Source organism: Acinetobacter sp. 2JN-4, from assembly GCF_003687745.1.
GTDB classification, from domain to species: domain Bacteria; phylum Pseudomonadota; class Gammaproteobacteria; order Pseudomonadales; family Moraxellaceae; genus Acinetobacter; species Acinetobacter halotolerans.
Genome location: NZ_RDNY01000014.1, coordinates 21,609 through 36,893 on the forward strand (window position 1 = coordinate 21,609; position 15,285 = coordinate 36,893).

The following is a 15,285-nucleotide window of genomic DNA, read 5'->3' on the forward strand; positions in this document are numbered from 1 at the left end:
TGGCTTTTCCAAAACTTGATAAAAATAGAGCAGTGTCTCGACTTACGCCAAGCACAAAGGAATAAATTGGCACATATTATAGCGGTTTTTTCAAGCATCCCCAACTAAAGAACGCTTTTATAACCCGCCCAAAATTTAGCTTTGATTGCGAAAAACAAAATAGACACAACCAAGTAAACACAACATTGCCCAAACATAATCCAGCTTAAAAGGCTGTTTAAACATAAACAGTAAAAATGGGACAAAGACCAATAAGGTCACCACTTCTTGGGTAATTTTCATTTCCCCTAAGCCCCAGCCATGTTGACTCAATAGTTTGGTGGCAGGAATCATAAAACTGTATTCGAGTAGGGCAATACACCAACTCAGTAAAATCGCCTGCCAGATCGGTGCATCATGTAAATATTTTAAATGACCGTACCACGCCAAGGTCATAAAACAATTGGAAATCACCAATAGACAAAGCGCTAAAAGAGTAGGGCTCAAGTTCATGTCCTTCTGATTCAGAATACAAGCTTAATAGGGAGATTGGAGTCAATATAAAAGCGCTGAAATATTAACACTTCTCGCTTTAATTTTAAGTAAACAACAACAACGAATTTTGACTATCTTTTCCATATCAGCCTTGCTATCTTTTGAGGCAAATTTTTAATTGCATTACACACGTTTATTGCGTGATTGGATAAAGAGAGAAGCATGATGCATCTGCATATTTTGGGTATTTGTGGCACATTTATGGGGTCTTTGGCTCTATTAGCACGAGATTTAGGACATAAAGTCACAGGCTCAGATGCCAATGTTTATCCACCGATGTCAACTCAATTGGAAAATGCAGGTATTGAGTTGATGCAAGGCTATGATCGACGTCACTTACAGCCACATCCAGATCTAGTCATCGTCGGCAATGCCATGAAACGTGGCATAGATGCGATCGAATACATGCTTAACCAAGGCTTGCCGTATATTTCAGGTCCACAATTCTTGGCAGACCATGTGCTACAAGGTAAACACGTGCTAGGTGTCGCAGGGACACATGGTAAAACCACCACCACAACCATGCTCGCTTGGGTGCTGGATCAAGCGGGTTTAAATCCAGGTTTCTTGATCGGTGGTGTGCCCCTTGGTTTTAGCGAAAGTGCGCGTTTAGGTGGTGGTCAATACTTCTGTGTTGAGGCTGATGAATATGACTCTGCTTTCTTTGACAAACGTTCTAAGTTCGTTCATTACCATCCTAAAACAGCGATTTTAAATAACCTTGAATTTGACCATGCTGACATCTTTGATGATCTTGCTGCGATTCAAAAACAGTTCCACCATCTCGTGCGTACCATTCCAAGCGAAGGGAGTATTATTGCGCCAATTACCGAATCCAATATTGATGAAGTCCTAGAACAAGGCTGCTGGACACCTGTCATCCGCACCAGTCTTGAACCTAATGCTCAAGCAGCGTTATCGGCTGAATTGATCAGTGCCGATGGCAGTCATTTTAAAGTGCTGGAACACGGTAGCATGATCGGTGAAGTAAAATGGAGCATGACAGGGCAGCATAGCGTTGCCAATGCTTTAGCGACTATTGCTGCCGCGCAACATGTTGGTGTCAGCATTGAACAAGCATGTGATGCATTATCAAATTTTGGTGGTGTAAAACGTCGTATGGAATTGTTAGGTACTATACGTGGCATCGAAGTCTATGATGACTTTGCACATCACCCAACCGCGATTGAAACCACACTGGACGGCGCACGTAAACGTCTAGGTGAGCGTAAACTTTGGGCGATTATTGAGCCACGTTCAAACACCATGCGTATGGGTAGCCACAAAAATGGTTTAGCGCATTCAGCACGTTTAGCGGATGAAGTGATTTGGTATCAACCAGAAGGCTTAGATTGGGATTTACAACCCATCATTTCTGCATCATCAAACAAAGCTGAAGTTAGCCGTTCTTTGGATGACATCATTGCCCGTGTGGTTAATGAAGCAGGTGAGGGCGATGCTGTCGTGATCATGTCGAATGGTGGCTTTGGTGGTTTACACCAAAAATTGATTACGGCTTTGTCTTAATCTAGCCTATATCCCACTTTCATAATTTAATCTTGTAACGGTATTTACTATCGTGACAGGCGGCATGGATGCCGCTCGTTTGGCTGCGGCATCAAGGATGTGCCGTCAGCCAAATAGAGGGATTTTGTTACTTTTGACCCATCAAAAGTAAAATATTGCCAATACAAAAGTCTTCTGATAATTCCAAACTTCTGCCGCAGTACTCACTTTATTGCGCTATAAATCATTTTTACCCTCATTTTCAGAAATTAGTCTTCTCTTTAAATTGCAATCAACTCAATTTATTCACTAATTTCAACGGCAAAATCTTCATTGCAATCCCCACAGGCAACCACGGCCACTGTGGTACATACGCTTTTATTGGTGCTTTCTCAATTGCTTTCACTAAAGCTCGACAACCTGTTTTCTCATCCACTTCAAATGGCAATTTTTTCGCGCCTTCATTCAGCTCAGTTCGAATATAACCAGGGAAAATCGTCGAGACTTTAATCGGGGTATTCAATAACTCAGCACGAATCCCTTCGGCCAAATGTGCAACCGCGGCTTTACTCGCAGCATAAGTTGATAGATGCTTCGGTAAGCCACGCATCGCACTCATCGAAGAAATTACCACCAAATGGCCTTTATTTTGCGCCCTAAAGATTTCAACCGCCGCTTCACATTGTGCCAATGCGGAAATAAAGTTGGTTTCTGCCGTGGCGCGATTAATTTCAAAATGACCTTTGCCTATGCGGCGTCCTTCACCGACACCTGCATTGACAATAATACGATCAATAGTGCCAAACTCTTGTTGGAAGTCTTTAAACACCGTAAAAACATCATCGTAATGGGTAACATCCAAAACTTTAATGCTGACCTGAACCGAAAATTGGTTTTCTAGTTCTTGTTTGAGCGCTTCTAAACGCTCTAACCGTCGTGCGCAAAGCGCAAGATGATAGCCTTTGGCAGCAAATTCACGCGCCATACCTGCGCCTAAACCCGAACTTGCACCTGTAATTAAAATCGTCTTTGCCATGTCTGTCACCTATTCTTGTTTAAATCCATGTTAAAAGTTCTTCATCATGCGCTTTTAAATAATGATGCTCATTAAAACTCAGTAATTGCAAACGGCCTTCCTTCCAGCGCAGTGTGGTGATACTGGCATTGGCAAGTGACCAATTCAGTGCAAAAATTTGTTTGGCATTGAGCCCCAACACCTTGCCCACCGCCACTGAAATCACACCACCAGAGCTAAATACCACCGCTTGACGATGTTGTGTGGCGTCCATACTTTCACACAGTCCTTGCAACGCTGTTTCCACTCGTGATTGAAAGCCTAACCACGTTTCATGATACTCATGGTCAAATTGCTCCCCAATCCAACGATCAATCGCACCGTCAAAGATTTTAGCCAGATAAGCACGTGGGTTCGCCACTTGAGCGATATCCTGTTTGAGCAATTCAGGTTGATTAAAACGCGGTTCATATTGCGCAAAGATATGTTGATGATCAAACTCGTTCCATGCTGATTCAGTCTGAATCAGCGCATTCTGAAAACTTTGCGATAAAGCCAATTGTGCGGTTTGTTGATGACGTTGCATTGAACCTGCAAGCACAAACGGGGTTTGCTTTAAGCTGCGCTTAAAAAACTCACCCACGATCAGCGCTTGTTGCTCGCCTTTGGCTGAGAGCTGGTCATAACTTGCTGCGCCGAAAGAGGCTTGCCCGTGTCGCACCAAATATATCGTGCTCATCGCTTTAAAATATCCTGTAAGTTCGCCACACATTCAGTAATGAGTTGCTGTGCCTCTGTATTGTCTTGAGCAATCAGTTTTAAGGCCCGAATATGCAAAGCATGAATCATGATCCAGAAATCTTTAAAGGCTGGATTATCAGTTTGTTGATGGTAATAGCGATAATAGATTTGTTGGGCGATCACCGCTAAACGAAACAGACCAAACACTTCATAGAAGGCCCAATTTTCAGGTTGTAAGCCTGTTTTCTCAAGATAATAATCCACCACTTGTTGACGCGTCAGCATGCCTTTTAGATTGGTCGGCTGACGGCGAGTCGACTTCATCAACGCATCATCATCATCCTGAATCCAGTAGGCAAGGGCGCTACCTAAATCCATCAATGGATCGCCCAAAGTCGCCATTTCCCAATCCAACACACCGATCACTTCAGTCGGTTGGTGCGGATTTAAAATCACATTGTCAAAACGCCAATCATTATGAATGACACAAGTTTTGGCATCGGCAGGGATATGTGCTTGCAACCACTGACGCACAAAAGCAAAATCAGGCACGTTCGGGGTCAGTGCTTTACTGTAACGCACATCCCACCCCTCAACCTGACGACGACAATATCCATCACCTTTGCCCAGTTTTTCTAGCTCAGTACCTTGATACGGCACCTGATGCAATTCGATCAGTTTATCTAAAACATTCAAACAAAGTTGCTGCACCTGTTGCTCATCAAGCTGCAATTCTTTAGGTAAATTGGCACGCGGAATAATGCCTTCGATCCGCTTCATTACATAAAAATCACAACCGATGACACTCTCGTCTTGGCATAGGGCAACCATTTCAGGCAGGACAGGGTAGAACGGTGCAAGATGCTTCTGCACATTGTATTCACGCGCCATGTCATGCGCGGATTTGGCTTTGGTGCCTTTGGGTGGGCGACGTAAAATCAGATCTGCATTGTCATATTGCAAGCGATAAGTCCAGTTGGAAGCCCCACCTGAATATTGGGTCACTTGCGCTTGTCCTTGTAAACTTACATCCTGAGTTTTTAACCACATTTCAATTGCGGCAACATCCAGTTCTTCACCTTTACGAACTTGATCAGCTACATCAATCACTACCATTTTCTTATATCCTTATCCACGACCATAGCCACGTTTTTTCAATTCTAATTTGGCAATCATGCCTTTATGCACTTCATCAGGTCCATCGGCTAAACGTAAACTACGTGCTTGATTAAAGAATGCTGTGAGTGGCGTATCTCGTGAAACGCCTTCACCACCGTGGATTTGAATCGCCATATCCACCACATTTTGCAATACGGTTGGTGCGACCACTTTGATCGCTGAAATCTCGGTGAGCGCAGCCATATTGCCCAAAGTATCCATCTTATACGCTGCATAAAGCGTCAATAAACGGGCTTGGTCGATTTGCACACGTGCTTCAGCCACGCGCTCCAAATTGCCACCCAATTTCAGGATCTCTTGACCAAAGGCTTTACGTGACATGCCACGATCAATCATCAACTCCAAGGCTTTTTCTGCTGCGCCAATGCATCGCATACAATGGTGAATCCGTCCAGGTCCTAACCGTCCTTGTGCTATTTCAAAGCCTTGTCCTGCACCACCAATAAAACTGCTGACAGGAACACGAACATTGTCAAAGCTGACTTGCCCATGACCATGTGGCGCATCATAGTCACCAAAAACGGGTAACATTCTTTCAATGCTCACACCTTGGGCTTCGATTGGGACTAACACCATCGAATGTTGATGATGGCGGTCTTTGCTCGAATCAGGCGTATAGGCCATGAAAATGATCACTTTAGCGTTGGGATCGCCCAAACCAGATGACCACCATTTACGCCCATTTAATACAATCTCATCACCGTCAATCACGGCAGTGGCTTGCATATTGGTGGCATCACTGGAAGCAACCGCAGGTTCAGTCATACAAAAGACCGAGCGAATCTCTCCATTCAGTAAAGGTTGCAGCCATTGTTGCTTTTGCGCTTCACTACCATATCGCCACAATACTTCCATGTTGCCGCTATCAGGTGCATTACAGTTAAATACCGTCGGTGCAAGTAAGCTACGTCCTGTGAGTTCAGCAATACGTGCATATTCCTGTACCGATAAACCAGCACCTAGCTCGGCATCGGGCAAAAACATGTTCCATAAACCCGCGGCTTTGGCTTTGCTTTTCAGTTGTTGTAATTGTTCAGGCCATTGCCATTTGGTCCAGTCGCCATCGACATTTAAGTGATGTACCTCATCCCAAAACGCTTTTTCGATCGGTTCTATTTCTTGTTGAATAAAGGCTTGCGTTCGTGCAATAAAATCCTGTGCGCGTTCAGATAATGCAAACATCATCAGCTCCCTCAAGGTAAAAATGTGGCGAAAGATCATTCGCTGCTTTACATCACCATAAGCGAAAATTTATTATGAATGAAATGATTTTATTTTATTTGAAACTATGAATCAGATTCATAATACCCCCCCGTTAGAAGTAGGGCATTTCCATCGTATTGATATTAATTTATACCCGCTTTTTATTGCCATTTTTGAACAAAAAAGTATTTCTAAAGCCGCACAACTGCTATGTATTAGTCAATCCGCAGTGAGCCATGCCTTACAACGCTTACGCACACAATTGAACGATGAACTATTTGTGCGTAGCGGCCAAAAAATGTTGCCTACACCCTTTGCCGAGCAGATTTATCAACCCATTCAAACGGCATTGCTAAGCATTCAAAGTATTGCCATGCCGCAACAAACGTTTGTACCGAGTATGTTGCAAAGCCTTAAAATTGCGATTCACGATGAAATCGAGCCGATTATTTTTCCACAATTGGTCAATCACTTTGCACAATTAAATCTCGATATTCAGTTTCTCAGCTCTAAACTGGATCGTAAAAATATGCTGGCGGATTTATCCGCCCAACAGATCGATTTTGTGATTGATTTAGTGCAACCCTACCAAGCCAATTTACAATTTGAAAACCTGATAGAAGATCACTTTGTGGTGTGCACTCAACAAACGGAAATGGATTTATCGCTGTATTTATCCTCACCGCATATCGGGGTTTCCTCACGGCGCACAGGCATACTCTTGGAGGATATTTATCTCAATCGCCAACAACTGTCTCGCCAAATTTTTCTGCGTTGTCAGCATTATTCAACCGCTTTGCAAGTCCTCTCACAGTATCCAAATTCGATTTTGACCATTCCACAAAGTATTTTAAAACACCTCAATTATGCAGAGAATTTGCATATTCATGCCTTACCGATCGAATTGCCGAAAATCAGCATGGGTATGTATTGGCATGACCATGTGAAACAAAATCCACGTCATCAATTTTTACGCCAAGAGATCTTAAAAATTTTTAATTAAGATCATAAGCACTATGCACACAAGTCACAGAGGTGGAGGATATCGGCGATTCGAGCCTTGCACACAATCATTTGCGGTTCATCTAAAAATATGTAATGCTACGCGCAGATTTGGATGTCACCATCCATACGAAATTCGTTTGACAAGGGGAGTAGCCTCCTCCAAACCGAAGCACTGAAATTAAAATGCTTCGGTGTCAGAGCTCCGTCATTACACTTTGCAAAAAGTCGGACTCTGAGCATCATCCCCAAGGATGATGTAGGCAAGACCTTGATCATGTTGAAACAGATGTTTTTTTTAATTCATCTGGCAACTGGTCAAGGTTTTTTTATGCCGCTTCCATTTGCCAGATCGGGAGTGGTAATGGAATCTATCGGCAACTTATGGTTGTATCTTGCATTCTTTGGCATCATCACGGTGATGCTATTGATCGATTTTTTAGGCTTTAAACAGAAACAAAACCAAGACGTGCCGATTCGGCAAGCCGCTTATTGGAGTGTGGCGTGGGTTACTGCGGCCATCCTATTTGGTGGAGGCCTATGGCTGTATTTACAGCAAACCATCGGGACAAATATCGCCAATCAAAAAACCATGGAGTACTTCGCAGGTTATCTGCTTGAGAAATCATTGGCGATTGATAATGTCTTCGTTTGGTTAATGATTTTTGCCGTGTTCGCCATTCCACCGGCCTTACAACGTAAAATTTTGCTTTATGGTGTACTCGGTGCGATCGTGCTGAGAACGATCTTTATTTTCATCGGTGCTTGGTTCGTTCAAGAGTTCTCTTGGGTACTGTATATTTTCGGCGCATTCCTTGTGTATACAGGCTTTAAGTTTCTAAAAGGACAAGAGCAAGAAAGCAATATTGAAGACAATATTTTACTCAAATGGTTACGCAAACACCTCCGTATCACCCCTCAACTTGAAGGTAACAAATTCTTTGTACGTCAAAACGGACTTTTGTGGGCAACGCCGTTATTTTTGGTGCTGGTATTGGTAGAAGCGTCCGATGTGATTTTTGCGGTGGATTCAATTCCTGCGATATTCGCCGTGACCACTGACCCGTTTATTGTCCTCACAGCAAACTTGATGGCGATTTTAGGTTTACGCGCAATGTTCTTTTTACTGGCAGGAGCTGCAACGAAATTACATTATTTGCCGTATGGCTTGGGTATTATTCTATTGTTCATTGGAACAAAAATGTTATTGCTAGATGTGTTCCACATGCCAATTTGGATCTCACTCGGTTTTATCATCATAGTATTAAGTATTACGGCGTATCTATCGTTACGTCACAATAAGCGTCAAGCGCAATAATACGCTGAACATGAAAAAAGGGACTTCAATCAAGTCCTTTTTTTCCATTTAAGCCTCATGTGTTTCCGTTGGATCAACCCAGTGTAATCGAGGCCATTGTTGCAACCATTTTTTAGACTCAACACGATTTTTGAAGGTGGTATAGCTGACCAGTGCAGGATTCCAACAGAGTCGTAATTCAAATAAATCTTGTAAACCAAATGGTGCAATCAGCTCCAGCTCCCCAGATGAGTCCAAACGAAGCGCGATAGCGGTTGCCGTTTCTGGCCATAACGATAAAGCATGTTCAATGGATGGTAAGGGCTGAATTTGTTCGCCATTTTCCTTACGATACCATGTGTGTACCAAAGCCTGATTCACCACATCCCATTGCTGCTGAGGGAATAAGTCTTCTAATTTTTGTTTTAATCGCTGCTGTACATGGTTATTCCGTTCCTGCCCATCGTAATAAATCACGTCAATTTCGCTATCTTTTAAATCAAAAGTCTGACCATGCAAAAATGCCCAAACTGTATTGCGAATCACACCTGCACTTAAATATGCACGTGGCTCGACCCATGCAAGTTGTTTCAGCATCTCCGAGAGATCAGAGCTATTTAAGATCAAATCAAAAAAAGCGTCTCGATGATGTATTTGATGCAACGTCATTGGTGTTTAAATCCTTAAATAACTAAAACAGCTTAGCCCTAACCACCCAAAAGTTGAGTGAATTGACTCAAAAGATTACTCACATTTATACACTTTTTAGCAGCTTAATTTAGGCGAATATTCCAGTAACTTGGGCAAAATCAGGTACAATCAACCGAAAAAAGTAAACCTGTAGGTTGTTATGACGTTGGCTACTCAGATCACGGTTATTCGTGGTCGCTTCTTAGATATTCAAAAAACCGTTTCCCAAGCAGCAGAAATCGCCGATCAAGTGCGTTATATCGAAGATGGCGTACTCATCACCGAAAATGGCAAAATTCGCTGGTTTGGCGCTTGGAATGAAGCCCAAGATCATCTTCCTACAAACGTTGACATTCAGCATTATCCTGAACAATTAATCATTCCAGGAATGATTGACACCCACATCCATTTTCCACAAACCGAAATGGTGGGTGCATACGGCGAACAACTCCTCAGTTGGTTAAATACCTATACTTTCCCAACCGAAATCCAATTTAAAGACCAAGCTTATGCCCAAGAAATTGCCGCATTCTTTGTCAATGAACTGCTCAAAAACGGTACTACCACCGCATTGGTGTTCTGTACCGTCCATCCAGAATCAGTTGATGCCTTATTTGAAGCCGCACAACAGCACCAGATGCGTTTAATTGCAGGCAAAGTGATGATGGACCGTCATGCACCTGAAGCACTTTGCGACACCGCAGAGAGCGCCTATGACGATTCTAAAGCACTGATTCAGAAGTGGCATGGTCAGGGCCGTGCCCTATACGCGATCACACCACGTTTTGCACCGACTTCTACACCAGAACAATTAGAAAAAGCAGGGCAACTTAAAGCAGAGTTTCCTGATGTGTATGTGCATACGCATTTAAGTGAAAATAAAGATGAGATTGCATGGGTCAAAGATTTATTCCCAGCGCAAAATGGCTATCTCGATGTTTACCACCATTATGGTCTAACAGGTCAGCGTTCGGTATTCGCGCATTGTGTTCACTTAGAAGATACAGAATGGCAATGCATGCATGATACAGACTCCGCAATTGCTTTCTGCCCAACCTCAAACCTGTTTTTGGGTAGTGGATTATTTCCATTGAAAAAAACATGGGATCAACAAGTCAAAGTTGGTTTAGGCACTGATGTCGGGGCGGGGACTTCATTTAGCTTATTGCAAACGGTCAATGAAGCCTACAAAGTACAACAGTTGCAAGGTGATAAACTTTCCGCTTTTGAATCACTTTATCATGCCACTTTGGGCGGGGCAAAAGCGCTCGATCTGGATGATAAACTCGGTAACTTCAATGTAGGCAAAGAAGCGGATTTTGTGGTGCTAAATCTGCAAGCAACCGCTTTACAACAACTGCGTCAGTCACGGTCAAAATCCATTGATGACAGCTTATTTGCACTGTTTACCATGGGCGATGACCGCAATATTGAGGCCACTTATATCTATGGACAAAAAGCCTATAGCCAAAACTAAAGCCTCAAACAAACGAAAACTTGGTTTGATATTGTTGGCGATTGGAACTGCAATCTTGCTGAAACGAGATAGCACTTCTCAGCAAAATGGCAGATATTCATCATCAAAAGATGCATGAAAACTCATTTTGTTTTAAAATTCTTCCATTAGCTCAAATTTTCGAGGTGTTGCAGGTCAACACCTTTTTTATTTTCCCATATTTAATGTTTTAGGAATCTGCCGATGACCATTGCAATGCGCATTATGATTTCAAGTGAAGAGATTCAAGCCAAAGTGAAAGAGCTTGGCGAAAAAATCAATGCACACTATGCTCAAAGTGATAAAGAACTGGTATTGATTGGTTTACTGCGCGGTTCAGTCATCTTCATGGCAGACTTATGCCGTGCCATTGAAAAACCACACGAACTCGATTTTATGACCGTTTCCAGCTATGGCGGTGGTACAACCTCTAGCCGTGATGTCAAAATCCTAAAGGACTTGGATGGCGAAATTCACGGTAAAGATGTATTGGTGGTTGAAGATATTATTGACTCAGGCAATACCCTCAACAAAGTGATGCAAATGCTGCAAACGCGTAAACCAAATTCAATTGAACTGTGTACGCTGGTGAGCAAACCTTCACGCCGTGAGATTGATTTAGACGTAAAATTCTTAGGTTTTGAAGTCGAAGATCGCTTTATTGTCGGTTATGGTCTCGATTTCGATCAGAAATATCGTCATTTACCTTTTATTGGTGAAATTGGTCTGTAAGCTTGCAACATCAGCCCATTTTTAATGTGCTGCAAATATCCAATGCTTTTATCCCCATGCGCAGCATATGAGCCAGATATGGCGCAAGGTCTTCTTGCGAAGCTTTAAAGGCTTCGTAAGACAAATCCTTAACGCGATGCTTTAAGTTTGTTTTATTTTTCTCTATACGCAGCATAGCTGCACATCTTGCGCTCGTACCTTGCGAAGCGATGCTTCTCATGCTTTTACCTTCGCTCAGGTGTTTAAAAGCACTTTTTGAGGCTTTAATTTTAATTAAAATCTGTTAAACATTGCACAAAAATACGACATAAATAAGCAATCTACTACAGACAGCACGCGCTTGATCTAGCAGGATAAAAAAATAAATCGCTTTATGAAACAAGGAGAAAAACAATGTGGACGCTGATTGTTGCAATTGTCGTTGGTTTTTTTGCAGGTCTAATCGCAAGAGCCTTACATCCAGGGGATGATAAAGCAGGTTTTATCGTCACCACTTTACTCGGTATTGCGGGTTCTTTATTGGCGACTTATGGGGGGCGATTACTCGGTTTATACGGGGAAAACTCAGCAGCAGGATTTATTGCATCCGTGATCGGTGCAGTGATTATTTTATTTGTTTATAACCTCGCCACCAAGAAAAGTTAAATCGTTGGATCACTCCCAATTCATCCAAAATAATGAATTGGGAGTATTATTTTTATAGTCCTAATTCCTTCCAAATCATTTGAATGTCTTCAGCACTGCGTCCACCGACCATTTTCAAACCATTTGAGAAGATTAAAGTTGGTGTACCACTCACCCCTAATTTACGTCCTAACTCTAGATTTCGCTCTATCGGATTGGCACAGGTTTTGGCTTTAGGTTTAACATTCTTCTGCAGTAAATTTTTCCATGCATACGAGGGATTAGCTTCACACCAAACTTGTTTCGAAACAGCGATAGATTGCGGTTTTAAAGCATAGATAAAGGTATAAATCGTCACATCATTGAGCTTGTCTAATTCAGCTTCTAATTGCTTGCAGTACGGACAGTTTGGATCTGAAAATATTGCGAGCTGACGTTTGCCATTGCCTTTGACCGTTTTGATCGCATCCTGTAAGGGAAGTTGTTTCCAATCAATTGAATTTTGCTTTAATACCAAATCCTTGGTGAGATTTTTCTGATCTTTTAAGCGCACCATTGATCCAATAAACATATGCTCTGCAGTGTCATCGAGATAGATGATTTGATTATCCAGATTTGCACTGTATAAACCTGCCATTTCAGTGCTTTGAATATTGGTCACTTGGATATTGGGATAGTTTTTATTTAAACTACTTTTGAGCGTTTCCACATTGGCTAAACTCAGTGCGGAAACACAACTCAATAATGAGAATATCCCAATTTTTTTTAACATGACTGATACTCGAATCAAAAATCAGCCGCTATTGTAATCCGTCTCTCATAGCTAAACAGCTCGACTTACTGAGTCGCAACCAAAATCAAACCAATTCTCGCGATGTTTCACGTGGAACATTGCTGATTAGTTGTTTAAACCCCGCCACTCACCAATGACTGCTTGTCGCTCATCTTCATAAGAGACAGCAAGATGGGAGACTAAACGGCATTGATCACATTTGAATGTAAAATGATGAAATTCATTAGAGTTTACTTCTGTACTCCAATTTTGACCACAAGATGGGCAAAGCCGAGCATATTCATTTGTGCGACGTCCCCAATAACGCACTAGATAATAATAGGTAGGTATGCCTGTAACTTTTTCGATATATTTACCGATTTTTTGACCAGCTTTTGCTAACTCACTATCTGAAGTTGCCAATTGTTTATAAGCGACTTTTTCCAAAGCACCGCTATATGTCCAAGCTTGATCATAAGTTTTGTATTCTTGCTGCCAAAAATATATTTCTTCACGCTGTTCATGTTCCCCTGGAATAAGATAAATAGAAATCGATTCGCCATTATCCCCACGACATAAAGATGATCGTCTATCCCCCATATGCGTAAAGAGGTAAAGAAATGGAGCATTTTCCCATGTAATATTTTGTTTTGGAATATCATCATCAATAAGCGTCCATTGGGGCTTACTACCAAAAAATTCAATGATTTTATGAAGTCGCTCAATACCATATTTACAATGATATTTCATAGCATATGCATTTCTACCTTGTACATTTAGATACGCACAAAGCTTTTCCTTTTGTACAACTAAAAAATATTCACCACAAATCTGTCCATTATGTAATAAGACTGAAATGTAATCTTCAACTAACCATTCAGCATCTTCTCGATTTGTTTTTGTAATTGTTCCGAATATTACTTTATAAGCAATCATCTCTATCCCATGAGAACTTTAAATTATAAAAAATTTAGCAGTAAAAACTATGATCATTAAAACAAAAAATATTGGATATACTCAATAAAAACCATTAAATCATTATAAATTAATAGTTTAAAACCAACCTAAATCTATTAAACAAGACTAAAATGTGCAATTACTTCCCAATACAAAACGAACCAAAGATCTTACCCAATAAATCATCGGCACTAAAATCACCGGTGATTTCACCGAGGGCATTTTGAGCTAATCGTAACGACTCAGCCACCAACTCACCCGCATTAAACACCACCAGTTGCTCACGTGCCTCGGCCAAATAACGCTGAGTGCGCTTCATTGCATCTAGATGGCGGGTTCGAGCAATAAAGGTATCTTCTTCAGGCTGGAAGCCCGCATGCGCTGTGATCGCATCTATGAGCGCCTGAACGCCCATTTCTTGCTTGGCAGAAACACGGATATGACGGAATCCTTGATAATCGCTTAATTCTGCGATTTGTCCCGTTAAGTCGCACTTGTTGCCAATCAAAAGTAATCGTTTCGGTTCAAGATGGTCAGCAAAATATTCTTGCGCCAATTGCAACGGTTCATCTGCTTGATTTAGGTCATATACCAATAGCAATAAATCCGCTTGCTCAATTTCTTTGATGGCGCGACGAATACCTTCTCGCTCAACAATATCACCTGTTTCACGTAGACCTGCTGTATCAGTCAAGGTGATAGGCAAACCATTCAAACTGATTTTTTCATGCAACACATCACGGGTTGTTCCTGCGATATCAGTCACAATCGCGCGTTCATGCCCCGCCAATGCGTTTAATAGGCTGGATTTGCCTGCATTCGGTTTACCTGCAATGACCACCTGCAAACCTTCACGTAACAACTGCCCTTGACGCGCAGATTGCTGTACAGCGTGAACAGAACTTTGCACATCATCCAATAACGCTAAAATTTTACCATCCGCCAAGAAATCAATTTCTTCTTCTGGGAAATCAATCGCCGCTTCAACATGTAAACGTAAGTGAATGAGTTTTTCTAAAACAGTATTAATTTTGGTTGAAAATGCACCCTGTAATGAGCGCAATGCTGAACGTGCCGCCGCTTGTGAAGTCGCATCGATCAAATCGGCAATCGCTTCAGCTTGAACCAAATCCATTTTGCCATTTTCAAAGGCGCGCATAGAAAACTCACCCGCATTGGCTGCAATTGCGCCTAAATCAAGTAAGCGTGCAAGCAGTGCATTTTGAATCACAGGACCACCATGTCCTTGGATTTCAACCACATCCTCGCCTGTAAAAGAATGCGGATTCGGAAAACATAAGATAATACCTTCATCCATCACTGAACCATCCGCATCATAAAACTTGCGGAAACCAGCCATACGGGCAGCAGGTAATGTTTTTTGTGTGAGTTGTTGTGCAATCTCATAAGCCTTAGGGCCAGAGAGACGAATCACCCCCACACCACCACGACCTAAGGGCGTAGCTATCGCAGTAATTGTGGTTTGATATTGCATGTTATTCACCTAAAAAACTCAAATGACAGCCAAAGAAAAATCC

General features: G+C 42.0%; 16 protein-coding genes. 6 read left to right on the forward strand and 10 right to left on the reverse strand.

Going from position 1 to position 15,285, the window contains the following annotated elements; all coding sequences use genetic code 11:
* Nucleotides 1–135 precede the first annotated feature (135 nt).
* Entirely contained in the window at nt 136–492 is a 357-nt protein-coding gene (locus EAH57_RS15180; RefSeq protein ID WP_005194387.1) for a DMT family protein, read from the reverse strand.
* Between the two features lie 207 nt (nt 493–699).
* On the opposite strand from EAH57_RS15180, the gene mpl reads away from it, so the two are divergent.
* Entirely contained in the window at nt 700–2,061 is a 1,362-nt protein-coding gene (gene mpl / locus EAH57_RS15190) for a UDP-N-acetylmuramate:L-alanyl-gamma-D-glutamyl-meso-diaminopimelate ligase (protein WP_121930805.1), read from the forward strand.
* A 271-nt stretch (nt 2,062–2,332) separates the two neighbouring features.
* On the opposite strand, the gene EAH57_RS15195 is transcribed toward mpl, so the two are convergent.
* From EAH57_RS15195 to EAH57_RS15210, 4 genes are read right to left on the reverse strand one after another with little or no spacing between them, the layout of a single operon-like run.
* Nucleotides 2,333–3,076, reverse strand: coding sequence for an SDR family oxidoreductase (locus EAH57_RS15195; protein WP_121930782.1), 744 nt, complete (start codon nt 3,074–3,076; stop codon nt 2,333–2,335).
* Nucleotides 3,077–3,095: 19 nt separating this feature from the next.
* Entirely contained in the window at nt 3,096–3,794 is a 699-nt protein-coding gene (locus EAH57_RS15200) for a histidine phosphatase family protein (RefSeq protein ID WP_121930783.1), read from the reverse strand.
* The gene (locus EAH57_RS15205; RefSeq protein WP_121930784.1) at nt 3,791–4,912 is read right to left on the reverse strand and encodes a phosphotransferase family protein; all 1,122 of its coding nucleotides are present in this window, start codon (nt 4,910–4,912) and stop codon (nt 3,791–3,793) included. The genes EAH57_RS15200 and EAH57_RS15205 overlap by 4 nt, the downstream gene beginning before the upstream one ends.
* A gap of 12 nt (nt 4,913–4,924) precedes the next feature.
* Nucleotides 4,925–6,157 (reverse strand): acyl-CoA dehydrogenase family protein, encoded by a 1,233-nt coding sequence (locus tag EAH57_RS15210; RefSeq protein ID WP_171407490.1) that lies wholly within the window; start codon nt 6,155–6,157, stop codon nt 4,925–4,927.
* 106 nt (nt 6,158–6,263) lie between these two features.
* Between EAH57_RS15210 and EAH57_RS15215 the strand changes: the two genes are divergently transcribed.
* Complete coding sequence (locus EAH57_RS15215) at nt 6,264–7,181, forward strand: LysR family transcriptional regulator (protein ID WP_121930786.1); 918 nt, start codon at nt 6,264–6,266, stop codon at nt 7,179–7,181.
* Between the two features lie 363 nt (nt 7,182–7,544).
* Entirely contained in the window at nt 7,545–8,498 is a 954-nt protein-coding gene (locus EAH57_RS15220; RefSeq protein ID WP_121930806.1) for a TerC family protein, read from the forward strand.
* Nucleotides 8,499–8,546: 48 nt separating this feature from the next.
* Here EAH57_RS15220 and EAH57_RS15225 read toward each other — a convergent pair whose 3' ends face one another.
* The gene (locus EAH57_RS15225; RefSeq protein WP_121930787.1) at nt 8,547–9,146 is read right to left on the reverse strand and encodes a nucleotidyltransferase family protein; all 600 of its coding nucleotides are present in this window, start codon (nt 9,144–9,146) and stop codon (nt 8,547–8,549) included.
* Nucleotides 9,147–9,327: 181 nt separating this feature from the next.
* Here EAH57_RS15225 and guaD point away from each other — a divergent pair, with 181 nt between their 5' ends.
* Nucleotides 9,328–10,644 (forward strand): guanine deaminase, encoded by a 1,317-nt coding sequence (gene guaD / locus EAH57_RS15230; protein WP_121930788.1) that lies wholly within the window; start codon nt 9,328–9,330, stop codon nt 10,642–10,644.
* A gap of 222 nt (nt 10,645–10,866) precedes the next feature.
* Nucleotides 10,867–11,394: a hypoxanthine phosphoribosyltransferase gene (hpt, locus tag EAH57_RS15235; RefSeq protein ID WP_004672228.1), complete on the forward strand. Its 528-nt coding sequence runs from the start codon at nt 10,867–10,869 to the stop codon at nt 11,392–11,394.
* 10 nt (nt 11,395–11,404) lie between these two features.
* Here the strand turns inward: hpt and EAH57_RS15240 are convergent, their stop codons facing one another.
* Nucleotides 11,405–11,614, reverse strand: coding sequence for a hypothetical protein (locus EAH57_RS15240; protein ID WP_121930789.1), 210 nt, complete (start codon nt 11,612–11,614; stop codon nt 11,405–11,407).
* Nucleotides 11,615–11,787: 173 nt separating this feature from the next.
* Between EAH57_RS15240 and EAH57_RS15245 the strand changes: the two genes are divergently transcribed.
* The gene (locus EAH57_RS15245; RefSeq protein WP_004672229.1) at nt 11,788–12,039 is read left to right on the forward strand and encodes a GlsB/YeaQ/YmgE family stress response membrane protein; all 252 of its coding nucleotides are present in this window, start codon (nt 11,788–11,790) and stop codon (nt 12,037–12,039) included.
* Nucleotides 12,040–12,091: 52 nt separating this feature from the next.
* Here EAH57_RS15245 and EAH57_RS15250 read toward each other — a convergent pair whose 3' ends face one another.
* The 3 genes from EAH57_RS15250 to mnmE form a co-directional block, all read right to left on the reverse strand.
* Nucleotides 12,092–12,790, reverse strand: a complete 699-nt coding sequence (locus tag EAH57_RS15250) for a DsbC family protein (protein WP_121930790.1) — start codon at nt 12,788–12,790, stop codon at nt 12,092–12,094.
* Nucleotides 12,791–12,916: 126 nt separating this feature from the next.
* Nucleotides 12,917–13,726 carry a DUF2310 family Zn-ribbon-containing protein gene (locus EAH57_RS15255; protein ID WP_121930791.1) on the reverse strand — a complete coding sequence of 270 codons (810 nt, stop codon included), beginning with the start codon at nt 13,724–13,726 and terminating at the stop codon, nt 12,917–12,919.
* A gap of 160 nt (nt 13,727–13,886) precedes the next feature.
* A complete protein-coding gene (mnmE, locus tag EAH57_RS15260; protein ID WP_121930792.1) occupies nt 13,887–15,242 on the reverse strand; it encodes a tRNA uridine-5-carboxymethylaminomethyl(34) synthesis GTPase MnmE in 1,356 nt (451 codons plus the stop codon).
* Nucleotides 15,243–15,285: the final 43 nt, after the last annotated feature.